At 63.8% G+C, this 24,508-nt stretch carries 27 protein-coding genes; 21 read left to right on the top strand and 6 right to left on the bottom strand.

All coding sequences use genetic code 11. The features are described from left to right. Positions 1-106 precede the first annotated feature (106 nt). The 4 genes from K3178_RS10435 to K3178_RS10420 form a co-directional block, all read right to left on the bottom strand. Positions 107-550 carry an ExbD/TolR family protein gene (locus K3178_RS10435; RefSeq protein ID WP_221571375.1) on the bottom strand — a complete coding sequence of 148 codons (444 nt, stop codon included), beginning with the start codon at positions 548-550 and terminating at the stop codon, positions 107-109. 47 nt (positions 551-597) lie between these two features. Continuing rightward, the gene (locus tag K3178_RS10430) at positions 598-1,125 is read right to left on the bottom strand and encodes an ExbD/TolR family protein (protein WP_221571374.1); all 528 of its coding nucleotides are present in this window, start codon (positions 1,123-1,125) and stop codon (positions 598-600) included. Positions 1,126-1,209: 84 nt separating this feature from the next. Beyond that, a complete protein-coding gene (locus K3178_RS10425) occupies positions 1,210-2,016 on the bottom strand; it encodes a MotA/TolQ/ExbB proton channel family protein (RefSeq protein ID WP_221571373.1) in 807 nt (268 codons plus the stop codon). 46 nt (positions 2,017-2,062) lie between these two features. Then, positions 2,063-2,710, bottom strand: a complete 648-nt coding sequence (locus K3178_RS10420) for an energy transducer TonB (protein ID WP_247713723.1) — start codon at positions 2,708-2,710, stop codon at positions 2,063-2,065. 385 nt (positions 2,711-3,095) lie between these two features. Between K3178_RS10420 and K3178_RS10415 the strand changes: the two genes are divergently transcribed. From K3178_RS10415 to K3178_RS10405, 3 genes are all read left to right on the top strand, one after another. After that, positions 3,096-3,917, top strand: coding sequence for a hypothetical protein (locus tag K3178_RS10415; RefSeq protein ID WP_221571371.1), 822 nt, complete (start codon positions 3,096-3,098; stop codon positions 3,915-3,917). Between the two features lie 69 nt (positions 3,918-3,986). Then, on the top strand, positions 3,987-4,400 hold the full coding sequence (locus K3178_RS10410) for an acyl-CoA thioesterase (protein WP_221571370.1): 414 nt from the start codon (positions 3,987-3,989) through the stop codon (positions 4,398-4,400). After that, positions 4,393-5,700 carry a homoserine dehydrogenase gene (locus K3178_RS10405; RefSeq protein WP_221571369.1) on the top strand — a complete coding sequence of 436 codons (1,308 nt, stop codon included), beginning with the start codon at positions 4,393-4,395 and terminating at the stop codon, positions 5,698-5,700. Before K3178_RS10410 ends, K3178_RS10405 begins: the two co-directional genes overlap by 8 nt. Here K3178_RS10405 and K3178_RS10400 read toward each other — a convergent pair. Then, complete coding sequence (locus tag K3178_RS10400) at positions 5,654-6,250, bottom strand: hypothetical protein (protein WP_221571368.1); 597 nt, start codon at positions 6,248-6,250, stop codon at positions 5,654-5,656. The genes K3178_RS10405 and K3178_RS10400 overlap by 47 nt on opposite strands. A gap of 107 nt (positions 6,251-6,357) precedes the next feature. On the opposite strand from K3178_RS10400, the gene glpX reads away from it, so the two are divergent. From glpX to K3178_RS10380, 4 genes are all read left to right on the top strand, one after another. Beyond that, positions 6,358-7,329, top strand: a complete 972-nt coding sequence (gene glpX / locus K3178_RS10395; RefSeq protein WP_221571367.1) for a class II fructose-bisphosphatase — start codon at positions 6,358-6,360, stop codon at positions 7,327-7,329. 47 nt (positions 7,330-7,376) lie between these two features. Continuing rightward, positions 7,377-8,060 (top strand): DUF6920 family protein, encoded by a 684-nt coding sequence (locus tag K3178_RS10390; protein ID WP_221571366.1) that lies wholly within the window; start codon positions 7,377-7,379, stop codon positions 8,058-8,060. Positions 8,061-8,161: 101 nt separating this feature from the next. Next, positions 8,162-9,097, top strand: coding sequence for a ribose-phosphate pyrophosphokinase (locus K3178_RS10385; protein WP_221571365.1), 936 nt, complete (start codon positions 8,162-8,164; stop codon positions 9,095-9,097). Positions 9,098-9,147: 50 nt separating this feature from the next. Then, complete coding sequence (locus K3178_RS10380; RefSeq protein ID WP_221571364.1) at positions 9,148-9,609, top strand: cupin domain-containing protein; 462 nt, start codon at positions 9,148-9,150, stop codon at positions 9,607-9,609. Here the strand turns inward: K3178_RS10380 and K3178_RS10375 are convergent. After that, positions 9,606-10,559 carry a helix-turn-helix domain-containing protein gene (locus K3178_RS10375; RefSeq protein ID WP_221571363.1) on the bottom strand — a complete coding sequence of 318 codons (954 nt, stop codon included), beginning with the start codon at positions 10,557-10,559 and terminating at the stop codon, positions 9,606-9,608. The genes K3178_RS10380 and K3178_RS10375 overlap by 4 nt on opposite strands. A 151-nt stretch (positions 10,560-10,710) precedes the next feature. Between K3178_RS10375 and K3178_RS10370 the strand changes: the two genes are divergently transcribed. The 14 genes from K3178_RS10370 (at position 10,711) to K3178_RS10305 (ending at position 24,508) form a co-directional block, all read left to right on the top strand. Continuing rightward, positions 10,711-11,490 carry an inositol monophosphatase family protein gene (locus K3178_RS10370; RefSeq protein ID WP_221571362.1) on the top strand — a complete coding sequence of 260 codons (780 nt, stop codon included), beginning with the start codon at positions 10,711-10,713 and terminating at the stop codon, positions 11,488-11,490. 104 nt (positions 11,491-11,594) lie between these two features. Beyond that, complete coding sequence (locus tag K3178_RS10365; protein WP_221571361.1) at positions 11,595-12,233, top strand: outer membrane protein; 639 nt, start codon at positions 11,595-11,597, stop codon at positions 12,231-12,233. A 95-nt stretch (positions 12,234-12,328) separates the two neighbouring features. Then, complete coding sequence (locus K3178_RS10360; protein WP_221571360.1) at positions 12,329-13,075, top strand: SDR family oxidoreductase; 747 nt, start codon at positions 12,329-12,331, stop codon at positions 13,073-13,075. Between the two features lie 118 nt (positions 13,076-13,193). After that, on the top strand, positions 13,194-13,397 hold the full coding sequence (gene rpmI, locus K3178_RS10355; RefSeq protein ID WP_086438021.1) for a 50S ribosomal protein L35: 204 nt from the start codon (positions 13,194-13,196) through the stop codon (positions 13,395-13,397). A 23-nt stretch (positions 13,398-13,420) separates the two neighbouring features. After that, positions 13,421-13,780: a 50S ribosomal protein L20 gene (gene rplT / locus K3178_RS10350; protein WP_006834668.1), complete on the top strand. Its 360-nt coding sequence runs from the start codon at positions 13,421-13,423 to the stop codon at positions 13,778-13,780. 107 nt (positions 13,781-13,887) lie between these two features. Then, entirely contained in the window at positions 13,888-14,814 is a 927-nt protein-coding gene (locus K3178_RS10345; protein ID WP_221571359.1) for a helix-turn-helix domain-containing protein, read from the top strand. A 124-nt stretch (positions 14,815-14,938) separates the two neighbouring features. Next, positions 14,939-15,832, top strand: a complete 894-nt coding sequence (locus K3178_RS10340; RefSeq protein ID WP_221571358.1) for a helix-turn-helix domain-containing protein — start codon at positions 14,939-14,941, stop codon at positions 15,830-15,832. A gap of 73 nt (positions 15,833-15,905) precedes the next feature. After that, complete coding sequence (locus K3178_RS10335; RefSeq protein ID WP_221571357.1) at positions 15,906-16,829, top strand: helix-turn-helix domain-containing protein; 924 nt, start codon at positions 15,906-15,908, stop codon at positions 16,827-16,829. 57 nt (positions 16,830-16,886) lie between these two features. Beyond that, positions 16,887-18,023 carry a phenylalanine--tRNA ligase subunit alpha gene (gene pheS / locus K3178_RS10330; RefSeq protein WP_221571356.1) on the top strand — a complete coding sequence of 379 codons (1,137 nt, stop codon included), beginning with the start codon at positions 16,887-16,889 and terminating at the stop codon, positions 18,021-18,023. Then, on the top strand, positions 18,020-20,413 hold the full coding sequence (pheT, locus tag K3178_RS10325) for a phenylalanine--tRNA ligase subunit beta (protein WP_221571355.1): 2,394 nt from the start codon (positions 18,020-18,022) through the stop codon (positions 20,411-20,413). Before pheS ends, pheT begins: the two co-directional genes overlap by 4 nt. Beyond that, positions 20,410-21,159, top strand: coding sequence for an SDR family NAD(P)-dependent oxidoreductase (locus K3178_RS10320; RefSeq protein ID WP_221571354.1), 750 nt, complete (start codon positions 20,410-20,412; stop codon positions 21,157-21,159). The genes pheT and K3178_RS10320 overlap by 4 nt, the downstream gene beginning before the upstream one ends. A gap of 361 nt (positions 21,160-21,520) precedes the next feature. Beyond that, the gene (locus K3178_RS10315) at positions 21,521-23,044 is read left to right on the top strand and encodes a peptide chain release factor 3 (RefSeq protein WP_221571353.1); all 1,524 of its coding nucleotides are present in this window, start codon (positions 21,521-21,523) and stop codon (positions 23,042-23,044) included. 37 nt (positions 23,045-23,081) lie between these two features. Continuing rightward, positions 23,082-23,951, top strand: a complete 870-nt coding sequence (locus K3178_RS10310) for an alpha/beta fold hydrolase (RefSeq protein WP_221571352.1) — start codon at positions 23,082-23,084, stop codon at positions 23,949-23,951. Beyond that, positions 23,951-24,508 carry a pyridoxamine 5'-phosphate oxidase family protein gene (locus tag K3178_RS10305; RefSeq protein WP_221571351.1) on the top strand — a complete coding sequence of 186 codons (558 nt, stop codon included), beginning with the start codon at positions 23,951-23,953 and terminating at the stop codon, positions 24,506-24,508. Before K3178_RS10310 ends, K3178_RS10305 begins: the two co-directional genes overlap by 1 nt.

Below are 24,508 nucleotides of genomic sequence, written 5' to 3'. Positions count from 1 at the left end.
AGGGGGTGACCGGACAGGCTGGAGAAATCAGGGCGGATTTTGCGCGGGCATGAAAAAAGGGGCGGATCGCTCCGCCCCTCCAATCTGTTTCGCCTTTGCAGGGTGCTTACTGCGAGCCGCCCTTGCCGAAGGTACGATACCGTTCGTTGCCGACGAAGCCGAACTTGGTGACGCCGCTGGCCTTGATGATCTGCAGCGTACGCGCCGACAGATCGTAGCTGGCGAGCGCTTCAGGCTCGAACTGCAGTTCCGGCTCAGGATTGATCCGGGTCGACTGCTGGAGAAGGTTCACCAGATCGCCTTCGTTGATCTGCTGGCCATTCCACAACATGCGATCGTCTTGCGTGAGGATCAGCTTGTTCTTGTCCGGCTCGACCGTGGTCGGGGGCGGATTGGGGTTGGGTTGCGGAAGGTCGATATCGACCGAGTGGGTCGCGACCGGAATGGTGATGATGAACATGATGAGGAGAACGAGCAGGACGTCGATCAACGGCGTCATGTTCATTTCCATCATCGGACTGCCATCGTCCTTGCCGCCTGCCATTGCCATGGTGGGTTACTCCTGAATTCTTCTGCCTGGCCCGATCGCGATTGCGATCAGCCGTTCGGGTCGATCGGGTTCGAAATGAAGCCGACGGTCGGGTAGCCAGCCGCCTGCACATTGTAGATGGCCCCTGCAACGCAGGACCACGGAGCATTCACGTCACCGCGGATATGAACCTGCGGGATCTTCTCCGGATCTTCCATGATCGCTTCCGGGCCACCGGCGCGCTGGACGATCTTGTCGAGACGATCGAATGCCTGGTCGTAGAGCTCTTCCGAGGTGACCGGCGTGATGTTGTTGAAATAGACGCGACATTCGCCGTTGCGGGCAGCGCCTTCGAAGCCGGCATCGCCAGCGCTGCGTCCGGCAGCGTCGCTGGTGCTGACGGTCAGCAGCAGGTTTTCGACCTTGTCCTTCGATTCGACCGACTCGAGCACCGGGATTTCCAGTTTCTCGATGGTCTGGATCGCGACCGGAACCGCGATGAGGAAGATGATCAGGAGCACCAGCATCACGTCCACGAGGGGCGTGGTGTTGATGTCCGACATCGGCGTTCCTTCGCCGCCCATCTGGATCGCCATAGCTTACATCCTATCCGTATCAGTATTCACACGATTGCGGGTCTTGCGGCGCGGGCGGCGAGAGGCTGCCCGCGCCGACAGGACTTAGGGCTTGGTCGTGGTGGTCGTGGTGCCAGCCGGCTTCGCGCCCGGAACGGTACGGCCGGTTGCAGCCGCCTTGCCCGAAGCTTGCGTCGAGGTCGCCGTCATCACGGCCGGCTTGATGGCGCCGTTCGAGTTGATGTTGGCGAGCAGGTCGGTCGAGAAACCGCTCATCAGGTCGGCAATGCGACGGTTACGGCTCTGCAGCCAGTTGTAGGCGAACACGGCGGGAACCGCGACCAGCAGACCGATGGCGGTCATGATCAGGGCTTCACCGACGGGGCCTGCAACCTTGTCGATCGAGGCCGAGCCGGCCATGCCGATGTTGATCAGGGCGCGGTAGATACCGATAACCGTACCGAGCAGGCCGACGAAGGGAGCGGTTGCACCCACGGTTGCAAGGAACGGCAGGCCGCCGTTGAGCTTGGCCATGATCGAATGCTCCGAACGTGCCAGCGAGCCGTGAAGCCAGTCATGCGCTTCGAGGCTGTCGTTGAGCTTGGCGTGCTTGTCTTCGGCCGCAACGGCATCGTCGACGAGCTGGCGCCATGCGCTGTTCTTTTCGAGCTTCGATGCACCGTCCTTGAGGCTGTTGGCGCGCCAGAAGTTGGTGCGGACGCCCTTGTACTGGTTCATCACCTTCTGCTGTTCGAAGAACTTGGTGAACAGGATGTAGAACGAACCGACCGACATGATGATCATGACGCCCAGGATGGTCCAGGCGACGGGGCCGCCTTCGCGCATTGCTTCCATGAAGCCGAACGAGTTCTTAATTTCGTCGCCGCCGGCTGCGATAAGGTTGAGATACATAACGGATTATCCTCTTGAAAAGTCGTAATTGGTCTTGCCCGTGTCCCTATTCGGGCAGGACGTAACGGATCGATTGGGTAGTCGTAGCCGGGATCGGATCGCCGGCGGCATTCAAGGCAGGGTTGTAGCGTGCATAGCGCTGCATCCCGCGGCAGGCTGCCTGGTCGAGTGCGCTCGAACCCGAACTACCCGTAACCGAACAGGCCTCCACTCGGCCGTTGGCGCCGATCGAAATGCGCATCGTGACGGTACCAGCCTCTTCGCGACGGATCGCGCTTGAGGGATAGTCGCCCTGGATGCGCGCAGCCCAGCGGTTGAGACCGTCCGGCGAGGCACCGCGAGCGCGCGAAGGCGGTGCGGGCGGTGCCGGCGGCGGAGCGGGCGGCGGAATCGTGATCGCAGGCGGAGCCGGCGGCGGAATCGTGACCTGCGTGCGGATCGGCGGCGGAGCCGGTGCGATATTGATCGGCGGCGGCGGCGCGACAGGCGGCGGCACGACATCGGGAATGTCTTCCGGCGGGGGCGGGGGTTCGTCCTCCGGCTCGGGGGGCGGGGGTTCTTCCACGTCGACCGTAGTTACGCGCTCAACCACCTTCTTCACCGCATCGATGGCGAGTCCAGTGACGAGCAAGTAACCGAGGGCAATGTGAATAATGGCAACGATGATGATCGCGACGACGCGATTCCCACTCATCTGTTGGTCAGCATAAGCCATTCGGTTGCATCACTCCATCGTGTCCGCCCGATTCGCACCGGGCCAGTTTCGACGCCGAACGGGGGGTGGACACTTGCCCGTGTCCCCGGCGCCGCATTCCAATTTCTACCTACGCGAGCCCAATCAGGAACGTCGGCAAAGGCCCAGGCTTGTTCCCGAAAAAATCGCGCATGGCAACTCTCAGGCAATATTGTATCATTAACCCGGTTCTGTGGCACCCCTTAGCCGTGGAGGGCATGGGGGGCAAACGCTTTATCGGTTAACCGCGAATTCACGGCCATCCGGCCATGGAACGCATCAGGGGCCTCGGTTGTTTCCGGGAAGCCCCAAGCTCCAGAATTTACGAAGGGTTTACCAACCGCACATGCGCAACTTCTTGCTCCTCGCTACAGCCGCCGGACTGGCCCTGTCGCATCCGCTGGCTGCGCAGGATATCGCCGCGACTCCCTTGACCTATGCCGACATGGTGGCCCTCGGCGATGCGGCGCCACTGGTCGTGCGTGCCAAGGTGAAGGATCAGGTTGCGCTGGAGGCGGAGCGAGCACCCGGCCTCGCGCCCGGCCATGTGCGTCTCTATGTGGAGGCCGAGACCCAGGCGCTGATCGCGGGCAATGTGCCGGTCGGCCAGAGCCTGCGCTATCTCGTCGACATGCCGCTGACCGCGAAGGGCAAGGTGCCCAAGCTCAAGCGCAGCGAAGTGCTGCTGTTTGCGCGGCCGGTCCCCGGGCGCCCGGGTGAAATCCAGCTCGTCGGCGAAGGCGCGCAGCAGCTTTACAGCCCGGAACTCGAAGCGCGTTTCCGCCCGGTCCTGACCTCGCTCGTCGCACCCGATGCGCCGCCGCGCGTGACCCGTGTGGCCGACGCGCTCGCCGTCGAGGGCACTCTGGTGGGCGAATCCGAAACCCAGCTCTTCCTCGATACGGAAAACGACGGTCCGGTCTCGATCACCGTGGTGCGCCGTCCCAACCAGCCGCCGAGCTGGGGCGTGTCGTGGACGGAAATCGTCGACCAGTCCGCCCGTCCGCCGCAGAAGGGCACGCTGGCCTGGTACCGCCTTGCCTGCACGCTTCCAGCCGAACTTCCGGGCGAGGCCAATCTCACCCGCGATTCGCGGGCGCGGGCACTGGCGGCGCGCGATTACGCTTTTGTCGTGGAGCAATTGGGGCCGTGCGAGCGGTCTCTTTGAGCGCAGCTTAGGCCGCCACAAGACAAACTGGTTCACGCAGGCGAGCGCGATGCGCTAGGCGGCAAGGCCATGGAGCCTTTCCGCCACACCTTCCGCGTGCGCTATGCCGAGGTCGACCCGCAAAGCGTCGTCTTCAATTCGCGCTATCTCGAATATGCAGACGTGCTCGTCAGCGAGCATTTCCGCGAGGCAAGGTCGCGCGGTATGCCCGATGTCGAATTCCATGTCCGCAAGGCCGAAGTCGATTACCTCGCACCGATCCGACTCGACGAACTCATCGAGGGAAGGCTGACGGTCGAGTCGATCGGAAATTCGAGCATGAGGACGCTGATCACGCTGCACGGCGCCGAAGATGGCGCGCTGCGTGCCGAAATCCGCCTGCTGACCGTGCATGTGGATTTGCCCGAAGGGCGGCCGACACCGATTCCCGACACTGTCCGCAAGGCCTTCGGTTTTCCGGCGAGGGAGACGGTCGATGGCTGAACCCTTGCGTATCGCGCTTGCCGGTCTCGGCACCGTGGGTGTCGGCGTCATTCGCCTGATTGAGACCAACCGCGACATGATCGCGACACGTGCCGGGCGGCCGATCGAGATTACTGCGGTCACTGCACGCGAACGCGGCAAGGACCGCGGTGTCGACCTCTCGCCCTATGCCTGGGTCGACGACATGCAGGCCATGGCGGGGCGCGAGGATGTCGACGTCGTGGTCGAACTGGTCGGCGGTTCGGACGGGCCGGCGCTCACGCTCGCGCGCGCTGCGCTCGATGCGGGCAAGGGGCTGGTCACCGCCAACAAGGCGATGATCGCGCATCACGGGCTCGAGCTGGCCGAAATCGCGGCAATCACCAATGCGCCGATCGCTTTCGAGGCGGCGGTGGCGGGCGGTATCCCGGTGTTGAAAGGATTGCGCGAAGGCACAGCGGCCAATGCGCTCGACCGGATTTACGGCATTCTTAACGGCACCTGCAATTACGTGCTTTCCGAGATGGAGCAGACCGGCGCCGATTTCGGCGAAATGCTCTCCGCCGCACAGGACAAGGGCTATGCCGAGGCCGACCCTGCCTTCGACATCGAGGGTGTCGATGCCGCGCACAAGCTGGCGATCCTCGCTGCCATCGGTTTCGGCACGCGGATCGATTTCGAGAATGTGAAGACCGAAGGCATCACGCAGGTCCGCGCGAGCGACATCGCGCAGGCCGACAGCCTCGGTTACGTCATCCGCCTCGTCGGCATCGCCACGCTGACGGGCGAGGGCGAGGAGCGCCGCCTGCTCCAGCGCGTGCGCCCCTGCCTCGTGCCCTTCCGCCATCCGCTTGCAGCCGTGACCGGACCGACCAATGCGGTCGTGGCCGAAGGCGATTTCTCGGGCCGCCTGCTGTTCCAGGGTGCGGGCGCAGGCGACAAGCCGACGGCAAGTGCCGTGGTGGCAGACCTTATCGACATCGCCCGCGGGCAGAGCGGCGCGCCGTTCTCCGTGCCGACCACGTCGCTGGTCCAGTATCCCCCGGCCGATCCGGGCAATCGTATCGGGCGCGACTATATCCGCTTCACCGTGGCCGACCGACCCGGCGTGCTGGCCGAGATCACCGCCGCCATGCGCGATGCGGGCGTATCGATCGAAAGCCTGATCCAGCGCGGCCGCGATGCCGACGGGGGCGATGTACAGGTGGCAATGGTCACGCATGAGGGGCCCGAACGCTGCGTCGACAAGGCGCTCGAGTTGCTCGACGGTTCGCCTAGCCTGACGGCTCCTCCCCTGGTGATGCCGATCCTGAAGGACTGACATCGTCCGGCACCGGCGGAAGACCGAGTTCTTCGGCGTTGTCCTGTCTGCCCCTTTCGCCGGCCACGATGACCGAGCCATCGGGCGAAGTGTCGTACCCCCTTGGCGCCAGCCCGCGGCCGATACGGTCCGCATCCGATCCAGCGGGGGCCTCGGGTATCGCGTCGAGGTCGATCAGGGTGACGGGCGGCGGCACGCTGCCGACCTTGAAGCAGCCCACCGGCCAGCCCTGGTCCTGGCAATCGAGGATGAAATCGGGGGTCTTCGGATCGTTCTTGTAAGCCGTCTTCTCGGCATGGCGCCGCTCGGCGGCTTCCTTGTTGTAGAGGTTGTCCTCTTCGCGGTTGATCCGCCGGCAGACCACGATCTCCCCGCTTATAACGGCGGCTTCCTGGTCTTCCTCGCATCTATCGTAACGCGGATCTGCAGGGGCCGGTTCGACCAGGATATCGATCCGTGCGGGAGGCTCGCTCGACTGGGCCTCAAGGCCCTCTTGCGCCGAAAGCGGCGCGGTACCCGAAACTACAAGAATAAGTGTTCCAATGCCCACCCCCGGTCTCGACAATGAAACACTCCTTCGTCTATCGGGCCGCGCATAGGATTGCACGGGCCCCGCTGGCCCTCCTCGCACCTCTGGCTCCAAGGACTGAACGCCCCATGAACTCGCCTGCCGACAACCCGCTCGACCGCGTCCTCGTGCTCGAAATGGTCCGCGTGACCGAGGCTGCCGCCGTGGCCGCCTCCAAGCTCATCGGTCGCGGCGACGAGAAGGCTGCCGATGCCGCCGCAGTCGAGGCCATGCGCAAGGCTTTCGACACGCTCTACATGGATGGCACGGTAGTGATCGGCGAGGGCGAACGTGACGAAGCGCCCATGCTCTTCATCGGCGAGAAGGTCGGCGGGGCGATCGGCAAGGGCCCGAAGATCGACATCGCCCTGGACCCCCTCGAAGGCACGACCATCACCGCCAAGGCCGGGCCAAACTCGCTCGCCGTGCTGGCCGCGAGCGCGGAAGGCTGCCTCCTCAATGCGCCCGACACCTATATGGACAAGATCGCGGTCGGCCCCGGCTATCCCGACGGCATCATCGACCTCGCCAAGTCTCCGACTGAAAATGTCACCGCCGTGGCCGAAGCCAAGGGCGTGAAGCCTTCCGACATCATCGTCTGCGTCCTCGACCGTCCGCGCCATGCCGACCTGATCGCCGAACTGCGAAGCATCGGCTGCGGCGTGGTACTGATCGGCGACGGCGATGTGGCAGGCGTCATCGCGGTGACCGACGAGGACACCACGATCGACATGTACATGGGTCAGGGCGGCGCGCCCGAGGGCGTGCTTGCGGCTGCCGCGCTGCGCTGTGTCGGCGGCCAGTTCAACGGCCGCCTCGTCTTCCGCAACGAGGACGAAAAAGCCCGCGCGCGCAAATGGGGCATCGAGGATTTCGACCGCATCTACACGCGCGACGACCTGGTGAAGGGCGACTGCATCTTCGCTGCCACCGGCGTGACCAGCGGCTCGCTCCTCGAGGGGGTCAAATACCGCCGCAACGGCACGATGACGACCGAGAGTGTTGTCATGCGCGCCTCGAGCGGAACCGTGCGCTGGATCAAGGGCGAACACCGGGTCTGACGGGCGGGATTCAGAGCTTGGCTCAATCCGGGGTATAAGGCTGCCGCATGGCCCTGCCCCACCCCATCGACCCGCCCGAGGAGGCGAGGGCGCTCGCGGCACGGCTGGGCGTTCTCGATCCCGGCAAAGGCGTGGCAAGATTTCGTCAGAGCGGCCGGCTGAGAAATATCGGGCGAGAGAAATGGATGGCCTTTTCTGCCCGGCAAATGATCGAGTGCGCCAGCTGCGCGTTCGATTGGCGGGCAAGGGTGGGACCGCTGGGGGCAATCCATGTCGAGGATTCGCTCCACGGCGACACGCCGTCAGGACGCGTCAGTATTGCCGGTCTTGTCACCTTGGACCGCGCGGCAGCGTCGCCGGACCTGCTCAAGGGGCAGCTCATGCGGTATCTTGCCGAACTTCCCTGGTGCCCAACCGCCATCCTCGCCAATCGGGACCTGCGATGGTCGGTTACCGATAAGGACGAGCTTCGCGTGAGCACGCAGTCACGCGGCGTTTGCGGCGAGGTGACGTTCAAGCTGAACGACGCGGGCCTTCCGGTCAGAGTCGAGGGGTTGCGACCCGCAATGGAACAAGACGGATATGTCGAGCGCCTCTGGATCGGGGAATTTTCCGAGTTCCGCCAATGTGACGGATACACCGTTCCTCATGAAGCCGCAGTTTCGTGGGTGCTGGAGGGTTCAGCCTTCGAAGTGTGGCGCGGTAAGCTTTCCGACTGGCGCATGACCTGATGCAGGCGACGATACGGGGAAAACGCCCCCGCCTCTCTGTTGCAATCTTGTGACGTGTCGCTAGGCGGGACGCACTGCCAGCCGACGAGGATTCGCACCGCATGAAGATCATGGCCGCCAACTCGAACCTGCCGCTCGCCCGGGCTATCGCAGGATATCTCGAAATGCCGCTGGTGGATGCGCAGGTGCGGCGTTTCGCGGACGAGGAAATCTTCGTCGAGATCCACGAGAACGTGCGCGGCGAGGATGTCTTCGTGGTCCAGTCGACCAGCTATCCCGCCAACGACAACCTCATGGAACTGCTGATCTGCATCGATGCGCTCAAGCGTGCGTCGGCCAAGCGGATCACGGCGGTCGTTCCCTATTTCGGCTATGCCCGCCAGGACCGGAAACCCGGACCGCGCACGCCGATTTCGGCCAAGCTCGTGGCAAACCTCATCACCGAAGCGGGCGCCGACCGCGTGCTGGCAGTCGATCTCCACGCCGGGCAGATCCAGGGCTTCTTCGACATCCCGACCGACAACCTCTTCGGCGCGCCGGTCATGGCGGCCGATATCCAGGCCCGCTATGGCGACAAGGATCTCATGGTGGTCTCGCCCGACGTCGGCGGCGTGGTCCGTGCCCGCGCGCTCGCCAAGCGGCTCGACAATGCGCCGCTGGCCATCGTCGACAAGCGCCGCGACCGCCCCGGCGAGAGCGAGGTCATGAACATCATCGGCGACGTGCAGGGCCGCCACTGCATCATGATCGACGACATCATCGATTCGGGCGGCACGCTGTGCAACGCGGCGCAGGCGCTGCTCGACCAGGGCGCGGCTTCGGTCACCGCCTATATCACCCACGGCGTGCTTTCGGGCGGTGCGGTGGCGCGGGTCGACGGGTCGGCCCTGAACGAGCTGGTCATCACCGATTCGATCCGTCCGACCGATGCGGCCAAGGATTCGGGAAAGGTCCGCATCCTCACCATCGCTCCGCTGATCGGCGAGGCGGTGCGCCGCATTGCCGACGAAAGCTCGGTCAGCTCGCTGTTCGACTAGGGCGCGCTTCGTGCTAGTCTCCCGCGCCGGGTCGACGGGGGAGATGGTTCATGAGATTTGCTGCAATTCTGGGCATGGCGGGCGCGCTGGCGCTCTCGGGCTGCGTGAAGGTCGAGAACGAGGCCGATACCGATGCGGCTGGCACGGGAGTCGTGGAGGCTCCCGAAGGCCTTGCGCCCGGCTCGAACGAGATGCTGCGCGCAAAGCTGTCCGCCGCGCCAGATCTCGAAGTGCTTGTATCCGACGTGATCATCCCGCCGGGCGCCGAGGTCCCGCGCCATTATCATCCGGGCGAGGAATTCGTCTACGTGATCGAGGGATCCGCCATCCATGTGCAGGAAGGCCAACCCGACCGTGAGCTAGGCGCGGGCGATGCCATGGTGATCGAGCCGGAGGCGGTCCATTCGCCGCGCGGCGGAGCCAATGGCACGCGGGCTATCGTGTTCAGGGTTCATTTAAAAGATCAACCCGAGCGGATTGCCGTTCCGGCTGAAACGGCTGCCGGGAACTAGGCCGGATCTCCCGACCTTTGCGGCTCGGCTTCGGGATCGCGCCAGGGGCGGGGGCCTCCGCTCTCGAGCCGCTCGAGCATTTCGAGCCGGCGCGACTGGCGGATTTCCATGGTGATGCTCAGCAAGGGATGATCGCCCTTTTTAAGGCGGCCCGGCGTCGTATCGAGCAATTGGTGCATCTCGCGCGTGACGTGCGACTGGTCGAAATAGCGCAGGGTAATCGCCGCTTCCTCGTCCTTGCTCGCGACATTCAGCAGGGCGGCTGCCATGTCGAGCGCGCGGGCGCGGCGCATGGCGAAGCGGGGAGTCACGCCGAAATCGCGCTTGATGGTCCGCTCCAGTGTGCGGCGGGTCAGGCCGTGTCTTTCGGCAAACTCGTCCAGCGAAGCGCCGGGATCGGCCAGGCAAAGCGTTTCGAAGGAACCGAGCAGGTCGTGCGGCTTCGAAAGCCCTGCGCCTTCGATTTCGGCCAGCAACCGTTCTTCGCAAGAGGACAGCCAGGCCCTCACATCGTCCTGCGGCGCGTAGGCCTCGTGCGGGGTGGAATCCTTGGTGAAGCAATCGAAAGGCAGGATGCGGTCAATAATTGCCTCTACCGGCGGAAGGTCCAAATCTAGCGTCGCCCCGGGAGTGAAGTAGATGGAGACCACGCGAAACGATCCGTGCACGATGAGCCGCATCAGCTTTGTGCAGGGGCCGAAATAGAGCGCAAGCCCGTCCTCGCCCGGATCGAATTCACGCGTACCCTCGGCTGTCCGGGCGGTCCACTTCGCACCATAGATGATTCGCATGGCGGGATGTTCGCTGAAGGTGCCGCATTCGATCGCGCCTCCTTCCGGCAGTTCGACCGATGTAACCCCGATACGCGCTACCCAGGGCTGCAGCTGTTCGCAGGGGGCGCGATTAAGAGCCAGGGGCAGACCTTCGCGTGTTGTACCGGTCGCCGACACCAGGGCAGGTGCCGCGCCGTTTGCGCTCCCGTTCGGAGAATCGGGTGACCCGGTCTTGCTTATCGTTTTTCCCCTTCAGTGCGACCCGAAGGGCGAGGTCAGTCGTTCGCCGCGTCTTGACCAAAGCGCTCCGGGTGTCAAATGCGCAGGAATGGCCACTCGTTCCGATCTCGAACTCGCCCACCGCCTCGCCGATGCTGCCGGAGAGGCGATCCGTCCGCTTTTCCGCGGCGAATGGGGCGAGGAGCAGAAAGCCGACCGCAGCTTCGTGACCGAGGCGGACCGCGCAGCCGAAGCGGCCATGCGCGCCATTATCGAAGCCGAGCGCGCCGAGGATGGTATCATCGGCGAGGAATACGGCACGCGCAATGAAGGCGCGGGCCGCCAGTGGGTGCTCGACCCGATCGACGGGACGACCAGCTTTATCGCGGGCCGCCCGATCTTCGGCACGCTGATCGCGCTGCTGCAGGACGGCTTCCCCGTGCTGGGCATCATCGACCAGCCGATCGGGCGCGAGCGCTGGGCGGGGCGCACGGGAGAGGGGACGACCTTCAACGGCAAGCCTGTTCGCACCGCCGCCTGCCGCGAATTGTCGGGCGCGGTCCTCGCCACCACCACCCCGCACCAGTTCTCCGACCACGAGGCCGACCACTTCATGGGCCTCGCCAAGGCGGTGGCCGAACGCAAGATCATCTACGGCGGCGATTGCTACAATTACGGCCTTGTCGCGAGCGGGCATGTCGATGTCGTGTGCGAGGCGGGGCTCAAGCTGCACGATTTCGCCGCGCTGGCACCGGTGGTCGAAGGTGCGGGCGGGCTGATGTGCGACTGGCGCGGCGAACCCCTGCATGCGGGGAGCGACGGCAATGCGCTGGCGATCGGCGACCCCGCGCGCCTTGAGGACGTGCTCGAGGCCATGGACCTTGCCTGACCGTTAAGCAAAGGTCCGGGTTAGTTCACCGATTGCTCACTTTTGCGCGGCTAAACGCCGCCATGCCGATTGGACGGCATCAGAAAGAATTGAGGGTCTCGATAATGAAGAAGATTGTTTACGCGCTCGCCATGGCGGGTGTCGCCATGCCCGGTGCGGCTTTCGCCCAGGACGCCTATGCCGATGAAGGCGAGGAATGGGCTGCACCGGCCGAAAACAAGGCCGGGTTCCGCATCGAAGCGCGCGGGTTTTACGAGCGCATCGATGATCCGGACGAAGATGCCGGTATCCGTTATGAATTCGGCAACGGCTTCGGCGCTGGCGTAGAGGCCGGCTTCGATATTGCCGTGGGCGAAACGGTCGTGGTCGGTCCCTACGCCACCTACGATTTCTCGGGTCTCGAGACCTGCGAGGGCGGCCTGTGCTTTGCGGCGCCCGAATACTGGGCTGTCGGTGCGCATATCGGGATCGCCACCGGCGATGCTGGCCAGATCTACGGCAAGCTTGGATACGGGCAGCAAACCGTGACCGTCGAGGGCAGCTTCGTCGATCCGTTCGACGGCCCGGTCACGCTCGACGAAACCGAAACCAAGGGTGGCTACAACTTCGCCTTCGGTTACGAACACGGCTTCGGCGATACGATCTACGCGCGCGGCGAACTTGGCGTGAGCGAGAGCTACGACATCTATGGCTTCGACCTTCAGCGCGGCCTGTTCGCGATTGCGCTGGGCGCTCGCTTCTAAGCGATAGCCATACGCAAGAATTCGGGGGTGGGCGGCAGAGGCTTCCCGCCCCTTTTTCATGGCATTGCGGGCCCGATCATCTAACAGGCCTCTCCATGGCATCGGAAAAACCGCTCGAGGGAAAGATTGCGCTGGTGACGGGCGCGGCGCGCGGGCTCGGCCTCGAGATCGCGCAAAGGCTGGCCGCGGACGGGGCGCAGGTCTGGCTCAATGGCCGCAACCGCGAAGCGCTCGATGCAGCGGCCGGGCGGATCGGCAGCGGTGCGCGGGCGATGGCCTTCGATATTGCAGACGATGCGGCGAGCGAGACTGCTTTCGAGATGCTCGGCCAGGAAGGCCTAGACATCCTCGTCAATAATGTCGGCCAGCGCGACCGGCGGCCGCTGGACCTATTGCAGCGCGAAGACATGACCGTCATGCTCGCCACCAACCTCGTCGCGCCGTTCGACCTGGCCCGCCGGGCGGCCAAGCTGATGCAGGCGCGCCAATACGGGCGGATCGTCAACATCACCTCGATCGCCGCCGACATCGCGCGCGGCGACGTGCTCTATACCGCCAGCAAGGGCGGGCTTGCCGCGCTGACCCGCGCACTGGCGGCGGAACTGGGGGGCCAGGGCATAACGGTCAACGCCGTCGCGCCCGGCTATTTCGCGACCGAGGCGAACGGGGAAATGACCTCCGATCCCGAAATCGCCCGCCACCTCGCGCGGCGCACCTCGCTGGGCCGCTGGGGCGAACCGGGCGAGATCGCAGGCGCGGTCGCTTTCCTGTCATCGCTCGATGCAAGCTACATCACCGGGCAGACGCTGGCAGTCGACGGCGGCTATCTCACCCACTTCTGACTTGCATTCGCAGGCAGAATCGCTATCTGCGCGGCCTTCACCGACACGTGATTCCCCGCCGGTCTGGCCAATAGGGCTGCCAGGGCTGGCGCGACGTGTCTCTGCAAAGGAGATGAAAATGCCCAAGCTGAAGACCAAGAGCGGTGTGAAGAAACGCTTCAAGATCACCGCCACCGGCAAGGTCAAACATGGTGTCGCCGGCAAGCGCCACCGCCTGATCAGCCACAATGCGAAGTATATTCGCCAGAACCGCGGCACCACCGTCCTGTCGGAAGCCGACACCAAGACGGTGAAGAAGTGGGCGCCTTACGGCCTCGACTGATCGCGAACTAAGGAGAAACTGATATGCCTCGCATTAAACGCGGCGTCACCACGCGCCAGAAGCACAAGCGGCTCCTAGACCAGGCCAAGGGCTATCGCGGTCGCCGCAAGAACACCATCCGCGTCGCGCGCCAGGCCGTCGAAAAGGCCGGCCAGTACGCATACCGCGATCGCAAGGTTAAGAAGCGCAACTTCCGCGCCCTGTGGATTCAGCGCATCAACGCTGCGGTTCGCGCGGAAGGCCTGACCTATTCGCAGTTCATGCACGGCACCAAGCTTGCCGGCATCGAACTGGACCGCAAGGTAATGGCCGATCTCGCCATGAACGAAGGCGCTGCCTTCAAGGCGATCATCGACCAGGCGAAAAAGGCGCTTCCCGCCTAATCGCTCTTGACCGATCGAAGATTTACGGGCGTTTCCCCTACCGGGAAGCGCCCGTTTTTCTTTGCGCGCGGCTAGAGCGCGCTTCCAATCTGCGCTATGCAGGCAAAATGACAGGGGCCAAAAGCCATAGCGGTGGCCGCGAGGTGCACGGCGAGGTAAACGTGCGCTTCTTTGCGCCGCCCGACGATCTGGCCGCCTGCTTTACCACCTTCTACAAGCTCGACGTGAAACTTCCCCAGGGGAAGACCTTTGTCGATTACCTCCAGCCGGAATGGTCGAACCTGCGGTTCTTCATGCGCGGTCCCCCGAAGGCAACCGCTGCGAATGGCTCTGTGGTGGACTCGCGCTTCACCGCGACCGGTCCCAGTTCGCACCCGACGCGCTTCGAAATCGGCACCTGCTCCATGTGGGGCATCGGCCTCATGCCGCTGGGGTGGGCGCGTTATATCCGAGCACCTGCTTCCGATTTCGCCGACACGATCTGCGATGGCGAGAAAACGGAGCCCTTCTCGCGCTTCACGCCCCTGTGCGAACGCCTGTGTTCATCGAGAGCCGATGAAGAAGAGCAGTTCGCGCTGATCACCGATTTTTTTCGCGATGCCGCACCACCACCCCGGGATGCTGCGCGCATCCTCGAAGTGCACGAGGCCATGATCGATCCATACCTGATCGAGGTCGGGCAACTGGCCGATCGGGTCGGTCTCACCAAGCGGACGCTTGAGCGGCTATGCTCGCGCCATTTCGGCTTTCCCCCGCGCCTCCTGTTGCGGCGCCAGCGGATGATGCGCAGCCTTGCGGCCTTCATGCTTTCGGGCGGCAAGAACTGGAGCGAGTCGATCGACCGGCATTATCACGACCAGGCCCATTTCGTGCACGAATTCCAGAGCTTCATGCGGATGAGCCCGACGCAATATGCGCAGATGGACCATCCCATCCTCGAAGCATTCATGGTCGAACGCAAACGCATATGGGGATCGCCCGTGCAGACACTGGATGCACCGCGCCATGACAATGGAGACCACGACAAGGAATGAGCGCGGTCGGGTCGTCGGGTTCATCGATCCGGAATGCCAATTCGTGCGAAAGGGTGGATTTGCCTTAAGGGGTAAAATTATGACATGTCCCGTCACCGAAAAGGTTCGAGGGGGCGCGTGAATTATGAAGTCGAGCGGCTTTGCTTTGCCAAATGTCCGGCTGAAATTCTTTATTCCGCCACCTGATCTCACCCCCTATATTTCGACATTCTATTTTACCGAAGTGCCCGAGGGCAAAACCGTCGAAGACTGGATGCATCCCGAATGGGCAAACCTGCGCGTCGGGAAGTCGGCTGTTTACGAAGCAGGTAGCGGCGATGACACGCCGCGTCCGATCGACCGTATCATTTTGTCCGGTGCGACCAGCAAGGCAATGCGGTTCCGCATCGGGGGCGGGCGGTTCTGGGGCGTCGGCCTGTTGCCGCGCGGCTTTGCCAAGTTCGTCGGCGTGTCGGCGAGGGACTGGGCCGATCGCTTCGATACGATCGAGGGTGAGCCGGGGTTCGCGCATCTGGTGGAATTGCTTGCTCCGCTTGCCGAGACAAAGGGCGATCTGGAAGGCGACGTCGCCTACCTGACCGAAGGCTTTCGCGCCTTTCTCTCACGCCCCGTCCGCAATGAAGAAGCCATCGCCGATGTCCATGCGGCACTGGTCGAACACAAGGATCATTCGACCGCATCGCTGGCCGAAGCGGCCGGCATGTCGGTTCGTACGCTCGAGCGGTTTTGCGACAAGGTCTTCGGCTTTACGCCAAGCCTGCTCCTCCAGCGCCAGCGGTTCCTTCGCAGCCTGGCGGTTTTCATGACCGATCCGGAAGCCTCGTGGAACGAGTCGCTCGACGACCAATATTACGACCAGGCGCATTTCATCCGTGAATTTCGCCGCTTCATGACTATGACGCCGAGCCAGTACGCCGCGCTCGACCATCCGATCCTGGCAGCGGCAGTGCACGCGCGGACCGAAGCGGCGGGCGATGCCATGCAGGTATTGCAGAACCCGAAAGCCCGGGAGAGCTGATGCTGGGCAAGGTGTAACGATACCTCCATCGCCCCTTGCAAATTGCTTCGAATAGTGGCGAAAGCCGCAACAAATGTCGGGCGACCAAACTGTAACGGCAGAATATAAAGCGGGACCCCTGAGCCTTCGCCTGCTGGTGCCCTCGGGCGATTTGGCGCCCTATATTTCCAGCTATTACCGCACCGACGTCGAAGAAGGTGCGATTGTCGACGACTGGCTGCCGCCTGAAGAATCGAACCTGCGTGTCGGGCGTGCGGATGTTTACGAAGCGGCGATTGGCGAGCAGTCCCTGACCGAAGTTCCCCCTGCCATCGTCTCCGGCCCGACCGACCGGGTCACCCGCCTGCGTATCGGAGGGGGTAGCTTCTGGGGCATCGGCCTGACGCCCGCCGGATGGTCGCGGTTGGTGCGGCTCCCCGCCAGCGAATACGCCAACCGCTTCGTGAATACACATGCGACAGCGCTCGACCCGTCGATCGTGACCATGCTCGACCGGCTGCTCGACGATGGCGAGGATCTGGCCGCGGCACGCGACATGCTCAACGAGGGCTTTCGTGCGGTTCTGGGCAACAGGCCGGCCTCGGAAAGCACGATCCACGCGGTGCACCTGCGTCTCCTGTCCGAAGACATGAATGCGGTCGCCCCGATCGCCACAATGGCGGGCATGACCCCGCGCACTTTCGAACGCTTCTGCAAGCGCCATTTCGGCTTCCCCGCGCGCGCCCTGCTCAAGCGCCAGCGTTTCCTGCGCAGTCTCGGTAAATACATGCTTGATCCCTCGATGAACTGGATCAGCGCGCTCGACACACATTACTGGGACCAGGCGCATTTCATCCGCGATTTCCGCGCCACCATGGGGATGAAGCCGGGCGAATATGCCGCGCTCGACCATCCGATCGTCAGGGCGGCGGTTTCGGTGACCAACCAGAACGCCGGCGTGGCGCATCAGGCACTCTACCGGCCCGAAGCATCGAACGGGGATGCGACCGGGGTTTAGCTTGCGCGCCAATGCCGCTAGAGGCTGCCCCCGAAGGACGAATCCCCGGAAAGACGAATGACCGACCTGGCCACATTACAATCCGATGCGCTTGCCCGCATCGACGGCGCAACCGACGCCGATGCCCTCGAAGCGCTGCGGATCGAATATCTCGGCAAGCAGGGCAGCATTTCCGCGCTGATGAAGACGCTGGGCAAGATGACGCCCGAAGAGCGGCAGGAACAGGCGCCGAAGATTCAGGGCGCCCGCACGGCGGTTGCCGATGCGATCACCGCGCGAAAGGAAGGTTTCGAGGCGGAAGAGCTGGAGCGCAAGCTGGCCGAGGAACGGCTCGACCTGACCCTGCCCACACCGCAAGCGCCGAAGGGCAGCGTCCATCCCGTCAGCCAGGTGATGGACGAGCTTGCCGAAATCTTTGCCGACCTCGGCTTTTCGGTCGCCACCGGCCCCGAGATCGAGGACGACTGGCACAATTTCACCGCGCTCAACATGGCCGAAACGCACCCTGCGCGCGCCATGCACGACACCTTCTACTTCCCCGATGAGGACAGCGAAGGGCAATCGGCCTCAAGCAGCGAAGCGGTAGGCCAAAAAGAACGCATGCTGCTCCGGACTCACACCAGCCCCGTGCAGATCCGCTCGATGGTCGAGCAGGGCGCGCCGATCCGCATCATCGCGCCGGGCCGCGTCTACCGCTCGGACAGCGACGCGACGCACACGCCGATGTTCCACCAGGTCGAAGGCCTCGTCATCGACAAGGATATCAACCTTGGCCACCTCAAGTGGACGCTGGAAACCTTCCTCAAGGCCTTCTTCGAGCGCGACGATATCGTGCTGCGCCTGCGCCCCTCCTACTTCCCCTTCACGGAGCCTTCGGTCGAGGTCGATGTGGGCTGGCAGGACGTGAACGGTCGCCGCGTGCTTGGCGGTGACGGCGATGCGCCCGGCCACGGCTGGATGGAACTGCTCGGCAGCGGCATGGTCAACCGCCGCGTGATCGAATTCGCCGGGCTCGACCCGGATGAATGGCAGGGCTTTGCATTCGGCGTGGGCGTCGACCGCCTCGCCATGCTCAAATACGGGATGGACGATTTGCGCGCCTTCTTCGACGGCGACCTTCGCTGGCTGGGCCACTACGGCTTCTCGCCTTTCGACCAGCCGACGATTTCCGCAGGCGTGGGAGCAGGCGCATGAAGTTCTCGCTCGAATGGCTCAAGCACTTCCTCGACACCGACGCTTCGGTGGCGGACATTGCTGTTGCATTGAACCGGATCGGCCACGAGGTCGAAGGCATCGAGGACCCGGCGGATAAGCTCACCGGCTTCCGCGTGGCCAAGGTCCTGACCGCCGCCCCGCATCCCGATGCCGACAAGCTGCAGGTCCTCACTGTCGATACCGGCGAGGGTGATCCGCTGCAGGTCGTCTGCGGCGCGCCCAATGCGCGTGCGGGCATGAAGGGCGTGCTCGGCCTGCCCGGCGCGGTGGTCCCTGCCAACGGCATGGAACTCCGCAAGAGCGCGATCCGCGGTGTCGAATCGAACGGCATGATGTGCTCGGTGCGCGAACTCGAACTGGGCGAAGACCACGAGGGCATCATCGAGCTGCCCGAGGATGCGCCCGTCGGCCAGACCTTTGCCGAATACCACGATGCCTCGCCGGTGTTCGACGTGGCGATTACCCCCAACCGCCCCGATTGCATGGGCGTGATGGGCATCGCGCGCGACCTCGCCGCGGCGGGTCTCGGCACGTTCAAGCCGGTCGAAGTGCCGTCGATCGCGGGCGAAGGAACCTGCCCGGTCGAAATCCGCACCGACGACATGGCTGGCTGCCCGGCCTTCTACGGCCGCGCCATCCGCGGTGTCGATAACACCAAGGCATCGCCCGAATGGATGCAGCGCCGCCTCATCTCGGCAGGCCAGCGTCCGATTTCGGCACTGGTCGATTGCACCAACTACCTCATGCTTGCCTGCGGCCGTCCGGCGCACGTCTACGACCTCGCCAAGCTGTCGGGCGCAGTCGTCGCCCGCCGCGCGAACAACGGCGAGACGGTCGAAGCGCTCAACGAAAAGACCTACACGCTCGACGACACGATGACCGTGATCGCCGACGAGGCTGGCGTGCACGATATCGCGGGCATCATGGGCGGCGAACATTCGGGCGCGACCGAGGGGACGACCGACGTCCTGCTCGAGATCGCTTATTTCGATCCCGAACGGATCGGCGTGACGGGCCGCAAGCTGGGCCTCGCTTCGGACGCGCGCACGCGGTTCGAGCGCGGTGTCGATCCGGCCTTCCTCGACGATGGCCTCGCGCTGCTGACCGATCTTATCCTCAAGACCTGCGGTGGCACGCCGACCGAGGTCACGCGTGCAGGCACGGCGCCGACCGAGGCGAAGACTGTGAAGTTCGACCCCGAGCTGACCGAGCGTCTGGGCGGTATCGCGGTCCCGCACGAAGAGCAGCGCGCGATCCTGGCTTCGCTCGACTTCGAGGTCGGCGATGACTGGATGGTCACCTGCCCTCCGCGTCGCCACGACATCGAAGGCCCTGCCGACCTCGTCGAGGAAGTGGTGCGCATCCACGGTATCGACAATGTTGCAAGCACGCCGCTGCCGCGACGTCCCGGTGTCGCGCTGCCGACCGCAACGCCGCTGCAGCAGGTCGAGCGCAAGCTGCGCCGCGCCGCGGCCGCGCGCGGCCTGAACGAGGCAATCACCTGGTCCTTCCTGCCCACCGACGAAGCCGAACACTTCGCCGATGGTGCCGAGCTGTGGGTGCTCGAAAACCCGATCAGCGAGGACATGAAGGCCATGCGCCCCTCGCTTATCCCGGGCTTGCTCTCGGCCGCCAAGCGCAATGCCGACCGCGGTGCGGACGGGGCACGCCTGTTCGAAATCGGCCGCCGCTATTTCCGCGGGGAAAACGGCGCGAGCGACGAGAAACCGACGCTAGGCGTGGTGCTCTCGGGCGAGAAGACTGCGCGCGGCTGGGCCAGCGGCAAGGCAGCGAAATTCGATGCCTATGACGCCAAGGCAGAAGCCGTGGCGCTGCTCGAAGCCGCCGGTGCGCCGGTCGCAAACCTGATGGTCATGGGCGAGGCGGGCGACCAGTTCCACCCCGGCCAGTCGGCCACGCTGCGCCTCGGCCCCAAGAACGTGCTCGCACGCTTCGGCGCGATCCATCCGAATACGCTCAAGGCCTTCGATATCGACGGGCCGGTGATGGCGGTCGAGATTTTCCTCGATGCGATCCCGGCGAAGAAGGGCGGCGGCGGCTTTGCGCGTGCGACCTACTCGCCGCCAGCCTTGCAGGCGATCACCCGCGACTTCGCCTTCCTCGTCCCCGCAGAGCTTGCGGCGGGCGATCTCGTGAAGGCCGTGCGCGGTGCGGACAAGAAGGCCGTGGTCGATGCGCGCGTGTTCGATGTCTTTGCAGGGCAAGGCGTGCCCGAAGGCAAGAAATCTGTCGCGGTCGAAGTCGTGCTCCAGCCGGGCGAAAAGAGCTTCACCGATGAAGAGATCAAGGCGATCTCGGACAGCATCGTGCAAAACGCCGCCAAGCAGGGCGCGGAGCTTCGCGGGTGAAGACCGCCTTCGTCACCGGAGCCACTGCAGGCATTGGCGAGGCGACCGTCCGCACGCTCGTCGCGAGCGGCTGGCGCTGCGTGGCGACCGGGCGGCGCAAGGAGCGGCTCGACGCGCTCGTGGCTGAACTGGGTGCAGACAAGGTCCACGCCGCCTGTTTCGACGTGCGCGATAGCGAGGCGATGGATGCGGCGATTGACGCGCTGCCCGATGACTTTGCGGGCATCGACCTGCTGGTGAACAACGCCGGTCTCGCGCAAGGCCTTTCGCCCGCGCAGGAAGCCGATCTCGACGACTGGCAGACCATGATCGACACCAATGTGACGGCCATGGTGGTTCTGACCCGCAAGCTCCTGCCCACTCTGATCGAGCGCAAGGGCGCGATCATTGCCATCGGCTCTGTGGCGGGCAGCTACATCTATCCGGGCGGCAACGTCTATGCAGGCTCCAAGGCATTCGCCAACCACTTCACGCTGGCCCTGCGCGCCGACCTTCACGGCACCGGCGTGCGCGTGACCAGCATCGAGCCGGGCATGGTCGAAACCGAATTCACGCTGGTGCGCACCGGCAGCCAGGAGGCCAGCGACGACCTCTATCGCGGCGCCGACCCGATGACCGGTCAGGACATCGCCGACACGATTTTGTGGATCGCCGAACTGCCCCCGCACCTCAACATCAACCGCCTCGAGCTGATGCCGGTAAGCCAGGACTTTGCCGGCTTCAGGGTGGCGCGCGATACAAAGTGAGAATGCGCGGCTGGATTTTCGCGGCAGGTGTATTCGTTGCCGGGTTGGGCGTCTCCATCCTGTTAGGTTGGGGGAAGCTGTACCTGGGTTTCGACACACATGATCGGTCTAATTGGATTGCTTTGATAATGGTCCTTGCGGGGTTCCCAACTCTTCTTGCTCTCCTTCCGACTAAGGTTTCAACCGTGCTACTCGCCCTTGCGTGCGGCTTGCTCGCAAGCTTGGCGTGGCCGGCGCTGGCAAGGTCCGGTGACGGAGCGATCGGGGGACTCATCATCATGATCGTGGCTGGGATACTTCTACTTTATGGGGGAGCTGTGATTGCCCTCCGTCGGCTTATCAATTCGAAACGACAGGACGCATGACCTCAGACCGCCGTACTTTCGCGATCATCTCGCACCCCGACGCGGGTAAGACCACGCTGACCGAGAAGCTGCTGCTGACCGGAGGCGCGATCCATCTCGCGGGCGAAGTCAAGGCGCGCGGGGCGGCGCGCAGGGCGCGCTCGGACTGGATGAAGATCGAGCAGCAGCGCGGAATCTCGGTGACTTCCAGCGTCATGACCTTCGAGCGAGACGGGATCACCTTCAACCTGCTCGACACGCCGGGGCACGAGGACTTCTCCGAAGACACCTATCGCACGCTGACCGCGGTCGATTCCGCCATCATGGTGATCGATGCGGCCAAGGGGATCGAGCCGCAGACGCGCAAGCTGTTCGAGGTCTGCCGCTTGCGCAGCGTGCCGATCATCACCTTCGTCAACAAGGTGGACCGCGAGGGCCGTCCGGTTTTCGAATTGCTCGACGAGATTGCCGACATGCTGGCGCTCGATGTCTCGCCGCAAATGTACCCGGTCGGCATGGGCGGCGAGTTCCAGGGCATCCTCGATTTTGCGAGCGGCGAGGTGGTAATGCCCGAAGGCCCGTCGAAGGAATTCAAGGGCAAGCGGGTAGCCGATTTCGACCTCCCCGAAGCGGTGGCCGAAAATATCGAACTGGCTCAGATCGGCTATCCGGAGTTCGACCTCGACGCCTATCGCAATGGCGATCTGACGCCGGTCTATTTCGGCTCGGCGCTCAAGAATTTCGGCGTCACGGAGCTGATCGAGGCGATCGCCAAATACGCCCCGCCGCCGCGCCCGCAGCCTGCTGGTGAAGAGCAGATTTCGCCCGATCGCGACGAGGTCACCGGCTTCATCTTCAAGGTGCAGGCCAATATGGACCCCAACCACCGCGACCGCATCGCCTTCATGCGGCAGGTCTCGGGCACCTTCAAACGCGGCATGAAGCTGACGCCCAGCGGCCTCGGCAAGCCGGTCGCGATCCATTCGCCGATCCTCTTCTTCGCGCAGGACCGCGAGGTCGCCGATACCGCCGAGCCGGGCGACATCATCGGCATTCCCAACCACGGCACGCTGCGCGTCGGCGATACGCTGAGCGAGAAGAACCAGGTCCGCTTCACCGGCCTGCCCAATTTTGCACCCGAAATCCTGCGCCGCGTCGCGCTGGTCGATCCGACCAAGACCAAGCAGTTGCGAAAAGCGCTCGACGACCTCTCCGAAGAGGGCGTGATCCAGGTCTTCTATCCCGAGATCGGCGGCCAATGGATCATCGGCGTGGTCGGCCAGCTCCAGCTCGACGTTCTGATTTCGAGATTGTCGGCGGAATACAAGGTCGAGGCGAAACTCGAAGCCTCACCATTTGCAACCGCCCGCTGGATCAAGGGCGACGAAAAATCGCTCGCCGAATTCGAAAAGTTCAACCTCTCCAACCTTGCCAAGGATCGCGATGGCGATCTGGTGTTCATGGCCAAGAGCCCGTGGGACGTGAACTACCAAGAAGAGAAGAATCCGGAGCTGACCTTCTCCGCTACGAAGGAACGGTGAGGTTGAATCAATTGTGGCGCGCATGCAAAGGCCGCACATGACGATTTCCGGACCGACTTCCCAGACCTTCATCTCGCAGCGCCTCAGGCTCAACTATCTCGACTGGGGCAACCGCGGAAAGCCGCCGCTGGTACTGGTCCATGGCGGGCGGGACCATGCGCGCAGTTGGGACTGGGTCGCCGAAGAACTACGCAATGACTGGCATGTCGTGGCGATGGACCACCGCGGGCATGGCGACAGCGACTGGGTTTCCGACGGCAATTACCAGGTCAATGACATGGTCTACGACCTTGCCCAGCTCGTGCATCAGCTGGGTGTCGGACCCGTCACCGTTGTTTCCCACTCGATGGGTGGCAATGTCTCGCTGCGCTATGCCGGGACCTTCCCCGATATGGTCAAGAAGATCGTCGCCATCGAGGGCCTAGGTCCCAGCCCCAAACGGCAGGCCGAAATGCGCGAGAAATCCTATCCCGAACGCATGGCCGAATGGATCGGCAAGAAGCGTGCCGCCTCGGGCCGGACCCCTCGGAAGTATGAAAGCATCGAAGCCGCCTTCGCGCGGATGATCGAGGAAAACAGCTATCTCACCGAGGAGCAGGCCCGCCATCTGACGATCCACGGGGTCAACCGCAACGAGGACGGAACCTACAGCTGGAAGTTCGACCCCCACCTCAATGTCTGGCACATAGAAGATATCGCCGACGAATTTCTGCAGCAGACCTGGGCTGCGATCACCGCGCCGACCTTGCTGCTATACGGGGCCGACAGCTGGGCCTCGAACCCCGAGGGCGATGGAAGGCTCGACCACTTTTCCAACGCGAAGGTGATCGAGTTCGAGAATGCGGGACACTGGCTCCACCATGACCAGTTCGACCGGTTCATGAAGACGATAAGGGATTTTCTCTGATGGCAGAATTCTTCGACGCTCTGGACGACAAGCATATCGCCATGATCGGCAAGCAGCCGGTCTTCTTTGTCGCCACCGCCGCCGAAGATGCCCGCATCAACCTCAGTCCCAAAGGCTATGACGCCTTTCGAGTCCTGGGACCGCAGCGGGTCGCCTATCTCGACCTTGCCGGTTCGGGGAACGAGACCCACGCCCACCTCGCCGCCGACGGACGCATCACGCTGATGTTCTGCAATTTCGACCGCCCTGCGCTGATTCTCAGGATCTACGGGACAGGTCGTGCGGTCTTGCCGCAGGACCGGGATTGGCCAGAACTTTCGGCTCATTTCGAGCTTCTGCCCGGCACGCGCCAGATATTCGATATCGCGGTCGAAACCGTGCAGACCAGCTGTGGTTGGGGCGTGCCTTTCATGGAGTATCGCGACGAGCGTCGCACTCTGAAGAAAGCGCAGGCGCAGAGCGATCCCGAGGAGTGGCTCGCAAGGCAGCAGGGGCGCGACAGCAGTATCGACGGCATCCCGGTTCGGACCACCGACCGATATATTTCCGGCAATTGA

Source organism: Qipengyuania sphaerica (assembly GCF_019711595.1).
Taxonomy (GTDB): Bacteria; Pseudomonadota; Alphaproteobacteria; order Sphingomonadales; family Sphingomonadaceae; genus Qipengyuania; species Qipengyuania sphaerica.
Note: the sequence above shows the minus strand (reverse complement) of the source record. Positions and strands in the feature narration are given on the sequence as shown.